Source organism: Bartonella sp. CL436QHHD (assembly GCF_042195105.1).
Lineage (GTDB): Bacteria > Pseudomonadota > Alphaproteobacteria > Rhizobiales > Rhizobiaceae > Bartonella.
In genome coordinates, this window is record NZ_JBHINR010000065.1 from 1 (window position 1) to 18,011 (window position 18,011).

The 18,011-nt window shown below is 35.9% G+C and carries 15 protein-coding genes, 1 tRNA gene and 1 pseudogene; 9 read left to right on the forward strand and 8 right to left on the reverse strand.

Annotation, left to right across the window (positions count from 1 at the left end; translation table 11 throughout):
- Positions 1-133 (forward strand): DnaB-like helicase C-terminal domain-containing protein (locus tag ACFIKN_RS07615; RefSeq protein WP_375658211.1); only part of this gene is annotated, 133 nt, incomplete at its 5' end.
- A gap of 187 nt (positions 134-320) precedes the next feature.
- On the opposite strand, the gene ACFIKN_RS07620 is transcribed toward ACFIKN_RS07615, so the two are convergent.
- A tRNA-Met gene (locus ACFIKN_RS07620) sits at positions 321-397 on the reverse strand.
- Between the two features lie 163 nt (positions 398-560).
- Between ACFIKN_RS07620 and ACFIKN_RS07625 the strand changes: the two genes are divergently transcribed.
- The gene (locus ACFIKN_RS07625) at positions 561-1,517 is read left to right on the forward strand and encodes a Gfo/Idh/MocA family protein (RefSeq protein WP_375643469.1); all 957 of its coding nucleotides are present in this window, start codon (positions 561-563) and stop codon (positions 1,515-1,517) included.
- 49 nt (positions 1,518-1,566) lie between these two features.
- A complete protein-coding gene (locus ACFIKN_RS07630) occupies positions 1,567-2,685 on the forward strand; it encodes a DegT/DnrJ/EryC1/StrS family aminotransferase (protein WP_375658178.1) in 1,119 nt (372 codons plus the stop codon).
- A 325-nt stretch (positions 2,686-3,010) separates the two neighbouring features.
- Here the strand turns inward: ACFIKN_RS07630 and ACFIKN_RS07635 are convergent.
- Together ACFIKN_RS07635 and ACFIKN_RS07640 are read right to left on the reverse strand one after the other, a co-directional pair.
- Positions 3,011-3,653, reverse strand: a pseudogene (locus ACFIKN_RS07635) (hypothetical protein).
- A 27-nt stretch (positions 3,654-3,680) separates the two neighbouring features.
- The gene (locus ACFIKN_RS07640) at positions 3,681-4,277 is read right to left on the reverse strand and encodes a DUF1134 domain-containing protein (RefSeq protein WP_375658179.1); all 597 of its coding nucleotides are present in this window, start codon (positions 4,275-4,277) and stop codon (positions 3,681-3,683) included.
- A gap of 213 nt (positions 4,278-4,490) precedes the next feature.
- Between ACFIKN_RS07640 and chpT the strand changes: the two genes are divergently transcribed.
- On the forward strand, positions 4,491-5,129 hold the full coding sequence (gene chpT / locus ACFIKN_RS07645) for a histidine phosphotransferase ChpT (RefSeq protein WP_273790820.1): 639 nt from the start codon (positions 4,491-4,493) through the stop codon (positions 5,127-5,129).
- 223 nt (positions 5,130-5,352) lie between these two features.
- Here chpT and ctrA read toward each other — a convergent pair whose 3' ends face one another.
- Complete coding sequence (gene ctrA, locus ACFIKN_RS07650; RefSeq protein WP_273790819.1) at positions 5,353-6,054, reverse strand: response regulator transcription factor CtrA; 702 nt, start codon at positions 6,052-6,054, stop codon at positions 5,353-5,355.
- 566 nt (positions 6,055-6,620) lie between these two features.
- Between ctrA and ACFIKN_RS07655 the strand changes: the two genes are divergently transcribed.
- On the forward strand, positions 6,621-7,007 hold the full coding sequence (locus tag ACFIKN_RS07655) for a flagellar export protein FliJ (RefSeq protein ID WP_273790818.1): 387 nt from the start codon (positions 6,621-6,623) through the stop codon (positions 7,005-7,007).
- Between the two features lie 146 nt (positions 7,008-7,153).
- Here ACFIKN_RS07655 and ACFIKN_RS07660 read toward each other — a convergent pair whose 3' ends face one another.
- Positions 7,154-7,429 carry a DUF1153 domain-containing protein gene (locus tag ACFIKN_RS07660; RefSeq protein ID WP_273790817.1) on the reverse strand — a complete coding sequence of 92 codons (276 nt, stop codon included), beginning with the start codon at positions 7,427-7,429 and terminating at the stop codon, positions 7,154-7,156.
- A gap of 379 nt (positions 7,430-7,808) precedes the next feature.
- Here ACFIKN_RS07660 and mnmA point away from each other — a divergent pair, with 379 nt between their 5' ends.
- Positions 7,809-9,032 (forward strand): tRNA 2-thiouridine(34) synthase MnmA, encoded by a 1,224-nt coding sequence (mnmA, locus tag ACFIKN_RS07665; RefSeq protein ID WP_273790816.1) that lies wholly within the window; start codon positions 7,809-7,811, stop codon positions 9,030-9,032.
- Between the two features lie 280 nt (positions 9,033-9,312).
- On the opposite strand, the gene ACFIKN_RS07670 is transcribed toward mnmA, so the two are convergent.
- On the reverse strand, positions 9,313-10,122 hold the full coding sequence (locus tag ACFIKN_RS07670) for a TrmH family RNA methyltransferase (protein ID WP_375658180.1): 810 nt from the start codon (positions 10,120-10,122) through the stop codon (positions 9,313-9,315).
- Positions 10,123-10,889: 767 nt separating this feature from the next.
- Here ACFIKN_RS07670 and ACFIKN_RS07675 point away from each other — a divergent pair.
- Positions 10,890-11,798, forward strand: a complete 909-nt coding sequence (locus ACFIKN_RS07675) for a cation diffusion facilitator family transporter (protein WP_375631194.1) — start codon at positions 10,890-10,892, stop codon at positions 11,796-11,798.
- A gap of 1,296 nt (positions 11,799-13,094) precedes the next feature.
- Here ACFIKN_RS07675 and ACFIKN_RS07680 read toward each other — a convergent pair.
- A complete protein-coding gene (locus ACFIKN_RS07680; RefSeq protein WP_375658181.1) occupies positions 13,095-13,934 on the reverse strand; it encodes a DUF1460 domain-containing protein in 840 nt (279 codons plus the stop codon).
- Positions 13,935-14,702: 768 nt separating this feature from the next.
- Here ACFIKN_RS07680 and ACFIKN_RS07685 point away from each other — a divergent pair.
- A complete protein-coding gene (locus ACFIKN_RS07685; RefSeq protein WP_273790812.1) occupies positions 14,703-15,923 on the forward strand; it encodes an MFS transporter in 1,221 nt (406 codons plus the stop codon).
- 557 nt (positions 15,924-16,480) lie between these two features.
- Entirely contained in the window at positions 16,481-16,669 is a 189-nt protein-coding gene (locus ACFIKN_RS07690; RefSeq protein WP_375658182.1) for a hypothetical protein, read from the forward strand.
- A gap of 108 nt (positions 16,670-16,777) precedes the next feature.
- Here the strand turns inward: ACFIKN_RS07690 and carA are convergent, their stop codons facing one another.
- On the reverse strand, positions 16,778-17,974 hold the full coding sequence (gene carA / locus ACFIKN_RS07695; RefSeq protein WP_375658183.1) for a glutamine-hydrolyzing carbamoyl-phosphate synthase small subunit: 1,197 nt from the start codon (positions 17,972-17,974) through the stop codon (positions 16,778-16,780).
- Between the last annotated feature and the right edge of the window lie 37 nt (positions 17,975-18,011).

An 18,011-nucleotide genomic window follows, 5' to 3' on the forward strand; every position in this document is an offset into this window, starting at 1 on the left:
ATGGCAAGATGCAATGGAGCAAGCCAAGGGTAAAGCCGAGGTTATTATAGCAAAACAACGCCATGGTCCGACAGGAATCGTCCCCCTTGCCTTTCAACCCGACTTTACATGCTTTAGTGATTTGGAAAAATAGGAGCAGAAAAATGCGTTAAAGAGAGCTTTAAAGACCCTTTGAAAGGCATTTGAAGACCCTTTGAGAACACCTTTAAAACTCTTTGAGAAAAAATAAATTGGTACAAAACCTAGTGTCAAAATATACAAAACCCGCTGGCAAGCTACAGCTACACTGCTGACAAACTAAACACACAATAAAAAAGTAATGGTAGCGGAGGAGGGATTTGAACCCCCGACACAAGGATTATGATTCCTCTGCTCTAACCTACTGAGCTACTCCGCCAAAATAAGCAATCATAATTGTCAATAATTATATCTTTTGCGGATATAAGGGGTAGAATAGTAAGATGTCAAGCATCGTTTTTAAGCTTTTCTCTTGTCATTCTATATTATCCTCGATATGTAAAAGTGTAATTTTATATGATAAAGTAAGGTAAGGCATGAAAATGGTGCCACGTGTAGCGGTTTTAGGATGCGGTCATTGGGGTGAAAATCATATACGGACACTCCACTCTCTCGGAGCTTTAGCAGCAGTTTCTGATATTGATAATGATCGTGCTGCTAGTTTTGCAACACTGTATGGTGTAGAGGTTGTTACACCAGATGATCTTTTTACTCATCGAGATATTGATGCGTTGGTATTAGCGTTGCCGCCACAATTGCATACGCAAAATGTGCTCCGTGCTGTTAAAAATGGTAAAGATGTTTTGGTGGAAAAACCAATAGCCTTGAATGTTTCTGATGCTAAACGCCAAGTTCAGGAGGCTGAGGCCTATGAGCGAGTTTTTATGGTGGGCCATATTTTACGTTTTCATCCGGCTTTTGAAAAAATGTGTGAATTGGTGAAAAACGGAGATGTGGGAGATGTGCGATATATTTATTCTCATAGATTAGGCTTTGGAAAATTTCACACACACAGTGATGCTTTATGGGATCTTGCCCCTCATGATCTCTCAATGATTTTGGCGTTGACAGGATGCGAACCTTCCGAAATTCGCGGTGAGGGGGCTGCTGTCGTTGATCAGATTTCTGATTTTTCTCATATTCATATGATTTTTCCAAATGGTGTGCGTAGTCATCTTTTTACTTCACGCTTAAGTTCTTATCGTGAGAGGCGTTTAACTGTTGTTGGAACAAAGGCTATACTCGTTTTTGATGATATGGAACCGTGGAGTCGTAAATTGGCAATGCACCATTTTGCCGTTTGGAAAGAAAATCAAGAGTGGGCTTTTAGCATGGATGAGCTGAGTTATATTGATGTTTGTGAAGATTTGCCGCTTACTTGCGAATTACGGCATTTCCTTCATTGTATTGAAACGCGTCAATCACCTCGTACAAATGGTGATGATGCTATTGCTGTTTTACGGATTTTAACAGCTGCTGATGTCAATTATGATAGATAAAAGAGATAGGTAGCGCTTTTGCATTCTTGTGATGATCAATGGAGTTAATATGCAATTCATCGACCTTGGGGCGCAGCGTGCGCGTATTGAAGATAAAATTAATTCTGCAATTGCGCATGTAGTCGCTAGTGGTAAGTATATTTTGGGGCCAAAAGTAACAGAATTTGAAGAGAAATTGGCAGAATATCTTGGCGTTAAACATGTGATTGCATGTGCTAATGGAACAGATGCTTTGAAGATGCCTCTTATGGCTAAAAATATTGGTCTAGGGGATGCTGTTTTTTGTCCTAGTTTTACATTTTCAGCAACGGCTGAAGTGGTTGCTTTGGTGGGGGCTGAACCTGTTTTTGTCGATGTTTTACCTGATACATTCAATATTGATGTTGAAAAACTTTCTCACGCTATCGAAATGATAAAAAAAGAAGGACGTCTAAAGCCAAAGGCTATTATTGCTGTTGATTTATTTGGGCTTTCTGCTGACTATGTGCAAATTGCTCAAGTGGCTGCAAAGGAAAATCTTTTTGTAATTGAAGATGCTGCTCAATCTATGGGGGGGAGAAGCGGTAATACTATGTGTGGTGCTTTTGGTGATGTGGCTGCTACAAGTTTTTATCCTGCAAAACCATTAGGATGTTATGGCGATGGAGGCGCTATGATGACCAATAATGATCATTTTGCAAAACTTTTACGCTCTATTTTGTTTCATGGTAAAGGTGAAACGCAATATGACAATGTACGTATTGGTATGAATTCGCGCCTAGATAGCATTCAGGCTGCAATTTTACTAGAAAAGTTTGTGATCTTTGAAGATGAAATGGAAAAGCGTGTAGAAATTGCTCAACGCTATTCCAATGGCTTAAGAGATATTGTTACAGTTCCAGAAATAGGAGAAAATATTCGTTCTGCTTATGCACAATATACGATTAAGGTAAAAGAACGGGATAAATTAAAAGATTTTTTACAAAAAAATTCTATCCCTACAATGATTTATTATAAAACTCCTTTACATCAACAGCCAGCTTATAAACACTTCCCTTATGTAAAAGATTCTCTTTCTGTTTCAGAGTCTTTGGGAGAGTGTGTTTTAAGTTTACCAATGCATCCTTACTTGACACAAACGGATCAGGATATGATTATCAAAAAAATAAGAGATTTTTATCACTCTTGAGAGCGTATTTTTATCCTTAAAATTATGCTCAAATCTCTATTGGTGATCCATCTTAGAAGGTATTTTTTGTTAGAGTGTGTGACCAATGTCTTTGGTATTATTTGCTTTCTAGAACCTATGAACTGTTGTTCTTTAGAGCGGTGATATGATTAGAAAGTGAATCTGCTAGACAAGAAGATATTTTTTAACAGAACGGTATGGGCTAAAAAACTTTGTTCTTTAGCTTAACAGAAAAGTCACGTTTAATAAAAAGGATTTGGGTTATGAAAGTTACAATGAACCTTTGTTGATTTTACTCTTCATTTAAGGTGTTTTAAAAGATAACTTATTTAACAAGGCTTTTGGAGAGAAAAGTTATTTTTTTGCGAATACGTGAGGCTAGGTCATTTTTGTTTTTTGATTTTTGAATCAATGTGTTGATGGGTGATGTATTCCCCTCTTGTAGCGCTATTTGAGCTGCCAATGTTGCTGCAAGTTCTTTTGTTTCTTCACGGAGTTCTTCCAGCAATTGGTGGTTAGCAGTCGGGTCAAGCTCATGAGTTTGGATTTTTTGTAAGCGTTGCTGATAGAGTGCGATTTTTTCACGCATCATTTTTCTTTCCTTTGAAAGTGTGTAGTGTGGCGATATTTTGTTTGATTGCTATCGCTTCTTTGGTGAGAGTATCTTTTGTGGGGAGGCATAGCCGATAAAATTGTTCTGTTACTTGGCTCAGTTGTATTTTTTGTTGGGCATATTTTTTTTGCAAAAATTCATACTTTTGTTGGTTGTTTGCTAATTCTACAGCATGTTGTGCACGAAGAAAATCGTGATTTGCTTCTATTTCCGCGAGTGATAATGGCATTTTCGCACAAACATCTTTATATGCAAAATGAACGGCTTTCCGCCAAATAAAAGGAGATAAAAGCACCAGTAACCAAGAAGTGAAAGCAACTCCGAGTATAAAAAAAAGAAATGATTGAATAAGCATAATACCCCTTTTCAAATAAGAATACGTTTAAAACGGATTCCATGTCGGTTTAGGTGTTAATTTTAAATATCCTACATTGATACCAAGGCGTGCGCCGACTCCTGTACGTATTGGGATTAACAAGGTATTATGGTATTTTAGGACATGAAAACCAACACCTGCAATTAAATAGGCCGAACCTGAAATACCACCATAGCGTCTCCATAAATTATTTATGCCATTAAGATTGTAAACTAAGATCATTAAACGGGAGCCTTGGCCGCCAAAATCCCATCCTACTGAGGGACCTTGCCAAAAAACTTTATGTTGACCATAGTTTTTGGTAAAAACCCTTCCTTCGCCATAGGTTAATCCAGCAAAAAAGGCACCAGAAGCTTCTTCTCCTAAAATATAGGCATTGGGATAACCGTATTTTGAAAAAATATTTTGAATTGCAACAGCCAAACCACTGGCTGTTTTTCCAAAAAAAATATGACCAGAATCAATAATTTCTTGGAGTGAATAATGAGGCTCGTTTTGCTCTATTGGTTTTAGTTGAGCATGTGTGGTGTTTATGGTGATGAATAAAAGGAAGATTAAAGATATAATATTTTTGTACCAGTATTTGAGCAGAGAGAGAGCCATGGAGTTTTCTCCTTTTATTAGTGATAAACAAAAAGATAATATTAGAATTTTCATGCTATTCAAATAAAAAATAAGATATAAGGTTATTTAAATTCTTGAATTTATTTCTGATTTTTTAGCATGATTGTTAATATTTCCTATTATGCATCAGATGTTAAGAGTTTTTCTTTAAAATAAAGTTTGTTTTTTTGAATCTAGGAGTTTTCAATCATTATGACGTTAGATATTTCTTTGAAGCCTATGGATCTTGCTGCTTTGCTTTGTAGTCGTATTTGCCATGATTTGATTTCACCTGTGGGGGCTATTCAAAATGCAATGGAGCTTTATGATGAAGGAGGAGCTGAAGAAGATGCTTTACAATTGGTGCGTTTATCCGTTGCAAGTGCTGCTGCACGTCTACAATTTGCGCGATTGGCTTTTGGTTTTGCTGGAGCAAGTGGAGGACAAATAGATACACGGGCTGCAGAGCAGGTTGCTCAACAATATATGAAAGAAGAAAAAGCAACATTAAAATGGCAAGCTTCTTCTTTATTGTTAGAAAAAGATGAAGTTAAACTTTTGCTTAATTTATTATTGATTGCAAATGCAACAGTTTCTCGTGGTGGTGAAATTGTTGTTATGATTTTGCAAGAAGAAAATAAACGTTCTTTTCGATTTGAGGTTTTCGGTAGAACTCTCCGTATACCCCCTCATTTTCTTGCGTTATTCCGTGGAGAAGTTCAAGAAGAGCTTGTTGATGCACATGTCATCCAATTTTATTACACAATGTTACTTGCTCAGATGACAGAGATGAAAATAAATATTGATGAAAGTGATGGTTGTATTGTTTTAGAAAGTATAAAAAAGCTTTGAATAAGAGAGAAGCGCTTAAGCTGTGTTGGGAAAAGTGGCTTCGATTGAATTTATGAGCGATAAGGTTATATGTGTAAATTTGGTGTGGTTACTTCTTAAGCTTTAAGCGCTTTCTATATGAGATTTTTGGTGTGCGAGTTTTCTACTTTTAACAGAGAAAAGATCTCGGGAAAAAATCTCGGCCCGCTACACTCCGAGATTTTACAATGTGCATGTTCACTGCTTAAGCGGTTTTTCGTACGTTCTCTTCAACTGGATCACGTAATACATAACCACGTCCCCAAACTGTATCAATGTAATTTACACTAGAAGAGACTGCTTCCAATTTTTTCCGCAATTTACAGATAAAAACATCGATAATCTTTAGTTCTGGTTCATCCATTCCACCATAGAGATGATTGAGAAACATTTCCTTGGTAAGGGTGGTACCTTTGCGTAAAGAGAGAAGCTCTAACATTTGGTACTCTTTACCGGTTAAATGAACAGGGCGCCCTGCAACTTCGACAGTTTTTGTGTCAAGGTTAACGGTGAGATCTCCGGTAACAATAACCGATTGTGCATGTCCTTTAGAACGACGAACAACTGCATGGATACGTGCAATGAGCTCATCTTTATGAAAAGGCTTCGTCATATAGTCGTCTGCTCCAAAGCCAAAACCACGAACCTTGTCTTCAATGGCATTCATACCAGAAAGGATTAAGACAGGAGTTTTTATTTTTGCCAATCTTAGAGTCCGCAAGACATCATACCCTGACATGTCAGGCAAATTCAGATCAAGCAAAATGATATCATAATCATAGAGTTTTCCTAAATCGATACCTTCTTCACCCAGATCAGTGATATAAACATTAAAGTTAGCCGACTTTAACATCAACTCAATGCTTTGAGTAACTGCTCTATCATCTTCAATTAATAATACGCGCATTTTAGATCCCTCACTTTGCTCCTTCACGAATCATAAGGAGCATTTCTATTTTATATCAGTTAGCAAAACCACTGTTATAAAAACAATTCATTAAATCAAACACTTATGACAAAGTGTTTATGAACATTTCAGTAGTACGCGTAACAATCACTACTAAATTCCCCACTATCCATGATAGTGGTTAACAAAATATTTTTATTTTTGAAAGAGGCTACAAAATTATTTTAGAAAAATCCCATATTTTTTAACATAATAAACAAAGAAGGGCTTTTTCTATAAACTTTAACTTAAAAAAAAATTTGTAAAAGAGCGTTATAAATTACTTTTTTACAATTTCAGTGTTTATTTACTGAGCTTTAAACCTCTTCATTTATAATGGGGGGAAAAGTTAAAGAAATAGTTATTGCTCTTTAAAGCAGATTGTATTTTCAGATGCTTTAATGCAAGGCAAAAATTATTATAATTTCAAGTTAATAGACTGTTTTTGTCGGATAGACATATAACTAAAAGATATTTATTGGGTGTGAATGCGAGTTTTGAGTTGGCGCAATCAAGGAGTAGTGAGTATGAAGCCACGAGAAAATATGGTGCGATTGAGGATGTTTCAAGTGCGTGGAAAGCGCCGTGAAATTGCACAGCTTGAGATGATGATCGCAGAATTTGAACGAATGGTGTTAGAGTTGGAAGCACAGATTACTCATGAAGAACGTAAATCTGGAAACAATGATGTTCACCATTTTGCTTATTCTGCTTTTGCGCGTGCAGCGCGGCAAAGACGTGATAATCTGATCAATTCAATTCGTGATTTAGAACTTCAAAAAACAAACGCTGAAATTGCTCTCCATGAAGCTAATACAGAGCTGCAACGTGCACAGCTTTTGGAAGCACGAGAAAAGAAGATTGTTGCGGATGATAAGGATATTTTGATTCAATCTAATTCAATGGTTGGCTAATTCAATGGTTGGCTAATAAAAGCAATTATTGAAGAATCCATTCTTTCAGGTTTATCTTTTGGATATAGTATAAAACAGCCAAACTTTTATCAAGTTTGGCTGTTTTATAGATTGCTTTATGTTATCAAATCGTAATCAATGGCAACTTAATGCCTGTAGTGTTGAATCTTGGTCGTTCGTAATCCCGCTAAACCGTGTTCATCGATTAAACTTTGCCATGAAAGAAATTCTTCTACAGTCAAAGTATAACGGTGGCACGCTTCGTCAAGACTTAACAATCCACCTCTGACAGCCGCAACAACTTCAGCTTTGCGACGAATCACCCAGCGCCGTGTTGTTTGCGGCGGTAGGTCGGCAATTGTAAGCGGACTTCCATCTGGCCCAATAACATATTTCATTTGTGTTTTTATCAAGTTGCTCATTCGTATCCTCTACCTTTAGTCAAGGACTTGATTCGTTTATAGAGCATGAAATTTAAAAAAGAGCTAAAAGCGCTGAAAGAAAAAATTAATTATGTAAAAAGAAGCTCAAGTTGAAGTGTGAAGAAGAGATTCTTGCAATATTTTACCGGATTTTTCAAAAGAGCAAAAAAGGATTTCTCCTAAACGATTACCATTATGCCTTATTTCCATCATTCTTTTTTTGTTTGCAGCAGCTCTTAAGAAAGTAATGCCTATGGTTGTGGAAAGGATAAAAAAATAATATAAAGGCAATCAATCGTGTAAAAGTGCTGAAGAGCGTGCATCAGAATGTCAACATATGGGTAGCCATTAAACAGAGCAGTAAATAGAGAATGAATACATGTTTTTAAACAGTCTTGATTTACCAGGACAACCTGAAGATTCTCGCATTGTTGTTGCAATGTCGGGGGGGGTTGATTCATCGGTTGTTGCAGGTCTTTTGAAAAAGGAAGGATATAATGTTATTGGCATTACGTTGCAGCTTTATGATCATGGGGAAGCAACGCATCGGGTGGGGGCGTGTTGTGCAGGACAAGATATTGAGGATGCACGCCGCGTTGCAGAAACACTAGGAATTCCTCATTATGTTCTTGATTATGAAAAGCGCTTTCGTGAAGCTGTTATTGATCCTTTTGCAGAAAGTTATGCTCATGGAGAGACCCCAGTACCATGTATTGCATGTAATCAAACGGTTAAGTTTGCTGATTTATTAGCAACGGCACGCGAATTGGGGGCAGATGCTTTGGCTACGGGACATTATATTCGTTCGCGTTCCAACGGAGTGCATCGAGCACTCTTTCGTCCTCTCGATAATGATCGTGATCAGAGTTATTTTCTCTTTGCAACGACACAAGAACAGATTGATTATTTGCGTTTTCCACTTGGTGACCTTCCAAAAGCCCGCGTTCGTGAAATGGCAGCAGAAATGGGCTTTGTGGTTGCCAATAAGCATGATAGTCAGGATATTTGTTTTGTTCCACAAGGAAAATATTCAGATGTTATCGCAAAACTGCGTCCAGAAGCAGCTAATCCTGGCGTTATTGTCCATATTGATGGAAAGATTTTAGGTAAACATTCGGGAATTGTTAATTATACGGTTGGTCAACGTCGTGGTATTGGGGTATCAACGGGTGAAGCGCTTTATGTGGTTTATCTCGATGTGGAAAATGCACGTGTTATTGTTGGACCGCGTGAAATGTTAGAAACGCATAAGCTTTTTTTACGTGATGTGAATTGGCTTGGTGATGAGTCGTTAGATAATTTCCCTTCTCAAGGTATTGAGGTGGCTGTAAAGGTGCGTTCAACGCGTCCTCCTCACCTTGCGCGCTTACATTATAAAGAAGGTATTTTTTCCGTTGATTTATTGGAATGTGAAAATGGTGTGGCACCAGGGCAAGCTTGCGTTCTTTATGATGGAAATGGTCATGAGGCGCGTATTCTTGGGGGAGGATTTGTAACACATTCAGAACGTGCAGCTGATACTGAAATGATGTTGAAGCGCGTTTTATGCAATCTCGAAACAAAAGATCCTGTTTCCTCAGAACTAAAAACAACAGCTTTATAAAGCATAGTAAATTGATTTATAATGATATTTTTTAATCTTAAACTTGAATGAGAGACTTCCGGAAGATTTTCTCATTGAAAGTTTGTTTTATGATTGAATCCATCAAAATTATATCTTTTACACGTCATAAGCGGGGTTAGGGTGTGGAAAGTGATGATAAAGAAAATGTAAAAATGTTTTTTATCAATGCTTTCAAAGGCTAGGGGACGGCAATATTATTGGAGACTGATAGATAACATACAACATTGGGTATGTTTTATAACTTGAAGTGTTATCATCTTTAGTGGTCAAAGTTGGTAAAATGAGCAAGTGCAATACCTGAGGCTGTGGCAACATTAAGGCTGTCAAAACCGTCAGTCATGGGAATACGTAAGGTGTTTGATTGTTGTAGTATATGGGGTGGTAAGCCATCGCCTTCTGTTCCAAAAATAAGTGCCATTCTTTCGGTTTTGTTGGCTTGCTTGAGAGTGTGTGAGGCAGAAGGGGAGAGTGCATAAAGATGAAAGTTTTCATCGTTTAGAGCAGCTATAATGTCATTTATATCAGCGTCTTGCGTATAGGGTACTTTTAAAGCAGCGCCGGCAGACACTCTTATTGATTTGCGATAAAGTGGATCGCATGAGGTTTTGTCGACAATAATGCCATTACTGGCAAAGGCTGCTGCATTACGAAAAATTGATCCCATATTATCGTGATTCGAGATACCACATAAAACAAGAATCAAAGCTTTTTCTGGAAGATGTTGTAAAAAACTTTGTAAGGATGGCAGTATTTTGCGTTTACCAATACCCAGAACACCACGATGAACATGGAAGCCGGTGATATTATCCATAACTTTTTGTGGAACGCAATAAATGGGACATAGAGGCTGTGTTTTTTCTAAAAGCGGTAGAAGTCCAGAGAGACGGTTTGCTACGATGAGCAGTGAGATGGCAGAAAACTCTTTCGAATGTAGTAATGCGGACAATGTTACTTTGCCTTCAGCAATAAATTGATGTTGCCGTCCAACAAGATCTTTTTCACGGATATTATGATAGGCTTTTAGGCGTGGATCATCTGTTTCATTGATTGTTGTGATATTCAAATGCATCGAGATTTTTAGTGCTTTTTTCTTATGATTTCCAGATGTTAGAATTTGTTTTATTTAAAAAAAAGAGATAAAAAAACATTATTTTAAAACTTATGGTAGAATTTGTATTGACAATATGCAACCATAGGTATAATGTAAAAATACTGATACGGAATCATATATTTTTTCTCGTATCGGGTGCAGTGTCTTGGGTCCCCGCTATTTCCCAAGTTCTGTATGCCCTTAATTTCTAAGGGAAAAGAATCTGGGTCCCCAATGCCCAGATTCTTTTTTTTTGAGGGTAATCATTGTTCTTCTTTTTATATCTAAATTTTTTAGTAAATCATATTTTAAAATCCAGTTGACCTGTAAAGTTACCGTAGAGTGCTAAGATATTTTTTCTAAGGTGCAACGATGGCTTATAGATGGGGTATAATGCACATCATAAGACTGAAAAATAATGCATGATCATGATAGATTTGAGCAAAAACAAGTTTTTCGTTTATGAGAAGTGAGATGGCTTTAAGTTATTCAGAAAACGATTAATAATGAAGGTTATGTGTTTGATTGCTCTTGGGAAAGCTCTTTTTTCTATTATTTTTTCTCTTCTTTATTTATTGATGCTGTTCGTGTAACTGAGCAGTTTTTACGATAATAATGGTGAGCTGAGGCGTTTATTGTATGATGAAGCTTCTGTAATATTGAGGAAAGATCGTCGTTATGCCAAAAGTATAATGATATGGTTGAAAATATTAATTCCCTATTTCGTGAAGAAAAGGATGAGGTTCATGGATGTAAAAATCAATATACAAAGCTTGACTTTATACTCTATTTTTATTGCGTGTATTGTTTTTGCTTTGAAATATTGGACATATCACATCACAGGTTCGGTTGCACTTTATTCTGATGCATTGGAATCAATTGTTAATATCCTTGCGTCATTGGCAGCATGGTGGGCTGTTAAAGTGAGTATGAAGCCAGCAGATCATGATCATCCCTTTGGGCATCATAAAGCGGAATATTTTTCCGCAATTCTTGAAGGGGTACTCATTATTATTGCCGCAATTGTTATTTTAAGAGAAGCATGGATAGCTCTTTCTACCGTTAAATTGTTGCAGAAACCTGGAATATGGCTTGTTATTCATCTTATTGCAACTGTCATAAATTGTATGTGGGGAATGGTTCTTATTTGGCAGGGAAAACTCCATCGCTCACCGGCTCTTAAAGCTGATGGAGTGCATTTTATAACAGATGTTTTTACTTCGCTTGCAATTTTAATTGGTTTGATTGCCGGTTTTGTTGGAGGATGGGGAGCTTTAGATCCAATTTTAGCGATAATCGTTGCCGTTAATATTCTCTTACAGGGCTGGAAGGTGATTAGAAATGCTGTTCAGGGGTTAATGGATGTTGGCGTTGAATTGAATGAAAGCATGCGGATTCGGGAGCTGATTTCTGCAAATGCATCGGGTGCGCTTGAGGTCCATGATTTGCGGACGCGTGTTGCTGGAAGGGTTACTTTTATAGAGTTTCATTTGGTTGTGCCTGCTGTAATGCAGGTAGGAGAAGCACATAAAATTTGTGATAAAATCGAAGCTGTTCTTCAAAAAGAATTTGATAATGTGCGTATTTCTATTCATGTCGAGCCTGAAGATGAGGCAAAATTGCCTCCCGGTACAACGGTAATCCCTTTTATATAAAAAGTTTTTTTCAAATTACCTGTTATGTTATGAGGACTGTTTTTTATGATGGGGTGATTCATACCTCTCGAAAATACAATGATGCTCTTTTGTTGATTTAATTTTTGCATCAATCAAGTATACAAGGTTAAACAGAGTATTTAAGGCAAGATTTATTCTATTTCGTTAAAACACTGTCATTTAAGGTGTGGTGAGATAAGGCATATAAAATTTGATCTATTAAGTGTTTTTAGAGTATGGAGTAAATATTCAAAATAGGACTTGCCGGTGTATTCTTTTGTAAGTGAATCTCATGAAATGGTTAGCAGCTTAAATCCATTTAAGAAAACGGATCGTTTACAGACTGTCGGGAGTAGATGTTTCGTTTCTTAGGGCGAGGAGGAGTGAAGCCTTCGTAATAAGTTTAATGGGATTTAATTATAAATTTTGTATAAAAGTTATGAATAGGGTTTTAAAGTTTGTGATCATAGATTAATCGTCATTATTGTTGCTAATAAATGTGTTGTTTTATCGATACAATGTGTTCTGTTTAGAGTGTTCTTTATTGCATGAAGGATGGGGGACTCATTAAAAGATGAAAAAACAAAAATCATGCTCATAACTCTACTCTTTAAAGGATACTATTGTCGTTACTGTAGAAAATCGTAAAGCTGAACGAAAGAATGATGCTAAAGATAGAAACTGGTTTTTAATTGATGCCTTCATATTTTCATTCCAATCTGGCATCAAAATTTTACAAGGACTCGTACAGTACTGGTGCATCCTAATCATAATATGCTGCTATATCAGGGCTATTTTAATTATAGATAATAACAAAAAGCAAAGACTTTATAAGGAAAAAAAAGCTATAAAGTCAAAAATTTATATGCAATAAATTAGAGAGGTAGATCGAATTTTTATAGAATACTTTATGAAACAACCACCAAACATATCTGGCTTTACTTTTACTTATTTTTACAAACGTTCGTTTGTGTCTTTTGCGTTATATTCGTAAAGATCAGATTAGCGGTAATCTAAAGATAACTCTTGGTTGAGAATATGAAAGGAAAGCGTGATACTATAATAGAGTCTTTTCTGTCTTTATCGTTCAACCAGTAAAAGTGATTACAAATCCGTGATTTCTCCAAAAATGATTTTGTCATACTTATAAACAAAGTTAGATCAAAACGACTTTTTTCTCTTAAAACTGTAAACAAATATATTGTATCCGTATAGCTTGAACGAAGTTAGATGTTTACCTGAATAACGACAGTATATATTTTAAGAATAGAGAAGATATTTCATATCGCTATGATGTTATTCAAGAGCTCTTAAAACAATGATTCCTGGTGTTTTTTCAACATAATTCATAAAAGGAGAATCAACGACTTTTTCGTTTTCTTTTCGTGAAGAAGCATTTCTTAACATTGGCCCTCTATCTGTCATGATAAAGAAGCCCACATGTGTTACATCCAATCCAGCAAGTTTCGTATAAATACCAATGAAATCACCAGACTGTAAACGACCTATAACCTCCTCATTAATAAAGTTACTTGGAATATACGTTATTGTGCGTTTCACAACTGGCAACCCAGGTAGATAGCTTCCACCATCAGCTTTTTTATTGAGATATTTTTCTATTTTTACCGCATGGGGACTTATTTCAGCGGTAATATCAGTGGCGAGTTTATATTCTCTATAAGCCCAATCCGTAAAAAAATGTTTCCGATTTAAAAAATGAACATTACCGTTAATATAACGCGTTTTTATGACGTTATTTATGAATTCTGTTTGGGATGTTGATTTGCGCAATGCTTCAACATAATCCAGATAAGTGAAGCAATCTAAGCCTCTAAAATCAATAATCAGTTTTTCTGGTGTATTTTCTGAGCCATGTAACATATTTGCTTGGTAAGGTGTCCCTAAAAAAGCTTCAGAAAGAAAGTCAATTAGTGCCCCTTTTTCCTGATAATTTGTTTCTGAACGTTTTTTGAGAAGAGCATTTAATTTATTTAGAGTATAGGGATCTAGGTTTACGTTGGTTGTTTGTTGTGTTTTTATTTTATTTTCTACAGTACTCTCTTGTGAATCAGAATCCTGAACATCACATCCTGTTACCAACATTAATATGAGAATTAATAGGGATATTTTTCGCATTTTATACACCATTTTGAATTAAAAATTCATGACGAACTATTTCTAAAAGTGCTATTTTTTAAATGCTTATCATGATCATCGTTAGATTTAATGCTAGCATACAATCATTAAGAGTATCAATGAATATAAAGATAAAATCATGGTTTTTAAGGTTACACAAATTGCAAACGATATGAATCTTTTCTAAGATTATAGAATTAAAGGATTTTTCTCTATAATATACTTATTTTTTAATCAAAATTATTGTCAAATAAATATTTTTAAAAATATGATGAGCTTTTTACGTTGTTAAGCTATTCTGGTGTTGCTGCTTTAACTTTATAGCATATTCTGAGGGTAAGAAAATTTTTTAAGAGCTTATCTTTTAAAAGGTTTCAATTACTATAGGATATCTAACGTATCCAATGGAATTGAGATTCCTGAAAACGGTGGGATGAGAGGGGAAAATGATGTCTGATAAAATTCATCGTAATGTCTCTAAAACTATTGGAAATACTCTGTGTTTCATGAAATTTTGTTCATGAGTTTGTCGCACAAATATTTTGTTCGTATAATGCAAAAAAAATTTTTATTCTTTGACAATGAGATAGCAACTAAAGATACACCAATTAAAACGTAATTTTACAGTTTTATCTTGACTCTTACTTAAATTTTTACTTTGTTATTATTTTGTATGTGAAAAGTATACGGTATAGAATACTTTTAAAAGGAAAAGGGAGTTAAAAGATAGCGGGGGAGTCATTGTATGCGTAAAATAGTGTGTATGTTATGCAAGACCAAATGCTCAATCCGAAATTTGTTCAGCGTGGGCTCATTTTAGTGTTCATCACTTTATTGTTAGATATTCTTTGTATTGCGATCATTTGTCCTGTTTTGCCTGAATATTTTTCTCAATTAACTGGAAAAGAGGTCAGTACATCTTTTGTAGAAAGAGGAAAATTACTTGCAGCTTATTCAGTGATGCAGTTTTTGTTTGCTCCTGTTATTGGCAATCTCTCTGATCGTTATGGTCGTCGTCCTATTTTGCTTCTCTCTATTATCTGCTTTGCTCTTGATAATCTCATATGTGCTATAGCATGGAGCTATTCTATGTTATTTATCGGGCGTCTTTTGTCAGGGATAAGTGGCGCTAGTTTTGCAACTTGTACAGCTTATCTTGCGGATATATCTGATGATAAAACCCGTACACGCAATTTTGGTCTGTTAGGCATTGCATCCGCATTGGGGTTTATTTTAGGATCGTTTATTGGTGGTTTTTTAGGTCAGTTTGGTCCGCGTATTCCGTTTTATTTTGCTGTTGGTTTTTCACTCATTAATTTTATTTTTTCTTGGGTTATGCTTCCAGAAACCCTTTCTTTATGGAATAGGCGCTTTTTTGATATTAAGCGGGCAAATCCCTTAGGTGCTTTTTGGCACCTGAAACAATATCCGATGGTTCTTTGGGTGTTATTGGTCTTTTTTCTTTATTGGTTTGCGGAATCTGTATGGTTAAGCATTTGGGCGTTCATTGCAAAAGAACGCTATGATTGGAGTTCTTTTTCTATTGGACTCTCCTATAGTGTTTTTGGGATAGGCCAATTTATTGTAGTCGCTCTCTTTTTGCCTTATTTTTCTAAACGATGGAGTGATTGGCATATTGTTATAGTGGGGCTTTTGTTTGCCTCCGTTGCTATGCTGGGCTATACATTCGCGACGCAGGGGTGGATGGTTTATATGGTTTGTATGTGTACAATGCTTGAATATCTTGTTCATGCACCTATACGTGCGATTGCTTCAGCGCAGGTACCGACAAATGTACAAGGAGAACTGCAAGGAGCGATGACATCTGTTATTTCATTAAGTTTAACATTTGGTTCTGTTTTTTATGTGTTTCTTTTTGAATGTTTTACAGATAAAAATGCACTGTTTTATTTTTCAGGTGCTCCTTTTGTTGGAGGCTTTTTTCTTCTTGTCGTTGCCACAGTTATTTTTGCCTTGCGGGTACGTTAATTTGTTGAGAGAGGCCGGTACGTACTATTTTGCTAGAAGAATGCACAAGATAAACAAAATGTATCATTTTATAGGCAGAAAGTTTTTTGTGATATTTGTTTAACAAAGTGTTATATAAAATATCGATATCTCCTTTTCATTTAGTGCAAATAATTTTTTTATTTTGTGATATTGTTTGTATAGGGGAGTCCGTATTTTTTCTATTGCTTGCAAATTAATATCCAGTGCTAATGCAGCAGCATATTGAAAACAAAAGATTAAAACGTATCTGCGTTAGATGTATCAGTATTGTATGAACAATTCCAAATTTTATATGGCAAATTGGAAGTAAATATTGCTTATATTTGTTGGCATAACTTCTGGAATCGAAAGAAAACCTCATTTTGGAAGAATATAAAGTTGTAAAATTGAAAAGATGTTTTCTGTTTTGCTATTACTTTTTTATTCGGCTTTACAGTTTTCAAAACCATCTACGGCAATATCTTTTAAAAAGTAGAGATTTGTTGCATTGTCTCACACTTTAATTTCTTTATTCTTTAGGAGGAGTTATGCTTCTCATGCAAAATAGAATGCTTAAAATTGTATTTTCGAAGGTTAGACACTTTACTCTTTTTAAAAATAGTTTTTATCGATACACTTACCTTGCTTGGGGGGAGAAGCCAATGATTTTGATGGATACGACCTTAAGAGAAGAGGAAGGAGAAAAATTTAAGCTATTCAGTGCGCTCTTTTTAGTTTCAGAATGATAAATAATAATACAACTTCAATAAGTTGTAGGTATAAAAATAATATAATTGTGCGTAGGAAGATGATATAATTTAAAGGAGAGAAGTTAAAAGGTGAGGCTTTTTATTTTAAGATATTTTTTTATAATTCATAATGAGATCACAAAAATGCTGAAAGAGGTAGTGGCTGTCTTGTGGTCCAGGAGAAGCTTCGGGGTGATATTGAACAGAAAAAACAGGTTTTCCAATGATTCGAATACCACAGTTTGAACCATCAAAGAGAGAAATATGTGTTTCTTGAACATGTTGTGGTAAAGAGGAAGAATCTACGGTAAAACCGTGATTCATCGATACAATCTCAACTTTTCCAGTGTTAAGGTCTTTAACTGGGTGGTTGGCACCATGATGTCCTTGGTGCATTTTCACGGTTTTTGCACCAACCGTAAGAGCGAGAAGTTGATGACCAAGACATATTCCAAAAATTGGCAAATTATGATCAATTAATGTTTTAATCGTTGGAATGGCATATTGAGCTGTAGCTGCGGGGTCTCCTGGTCCATTAGAAAGAAAAACGCCATCAGGGTTCATTGCCAGAATTTCTTTTGCAGTTGTGTGGGCCGGCACAACAGTAATGCGGGCTTTTTGTGTTGCCATAAGGCGAAGAATATTGCGCTTAATACCGTAGTCAATTGCAATGATATGAAGATTGTGCACATTGTTTGTACCGTATCCTTTATTCCAACTCCATGGTTTTTCATTCCATTGCATTGATGATTGAGATGTCACGTCTTTCGTAAGGTCAAGATTGACGAGACCGTGCCATTTTTGCGCACGTTTCTTTAAAGAAGGAATATCAAAGTTTCCATTAGCATCATGTGCAATGACAGCATTTTGTGCACCTTTTTCACGAATAAGAATTGTGAGTGCACGTGTATCAATACCACAAAGTGCAATAATTTTACGCGTTTTAAGCCATTGATGAAGATTTTCATTGGATCGATAATTTGAGGGATGTGTAATATCTGCTTTGAAAATAGCGCCAACAGCACCATGACAATTGAGAGGAGAGAGATCTTCAATATCTTCGCTATTTGCCCCTACATTTCCTATATGAGGAAAAGTAAAATTAACGATTTGTTGTGTGTATGATGGGTCGGTGAGGATTTCTTCATAGCCTGTGATGGCGGTGTTAAAACACACTTCAGCTTCAGCGATACCTGTAGCACCTGCTCCTTTGCCTTCAATAACGGTTCCATCTGCTAAGACTAAGAGGGCTGTCGGTTTTTTGATACTCCAAGGGTGGCTGGGTGAAGTTTCTTGTATCATAGTATGTATCCACAATTTATTCTCTGAAAGGTATAAT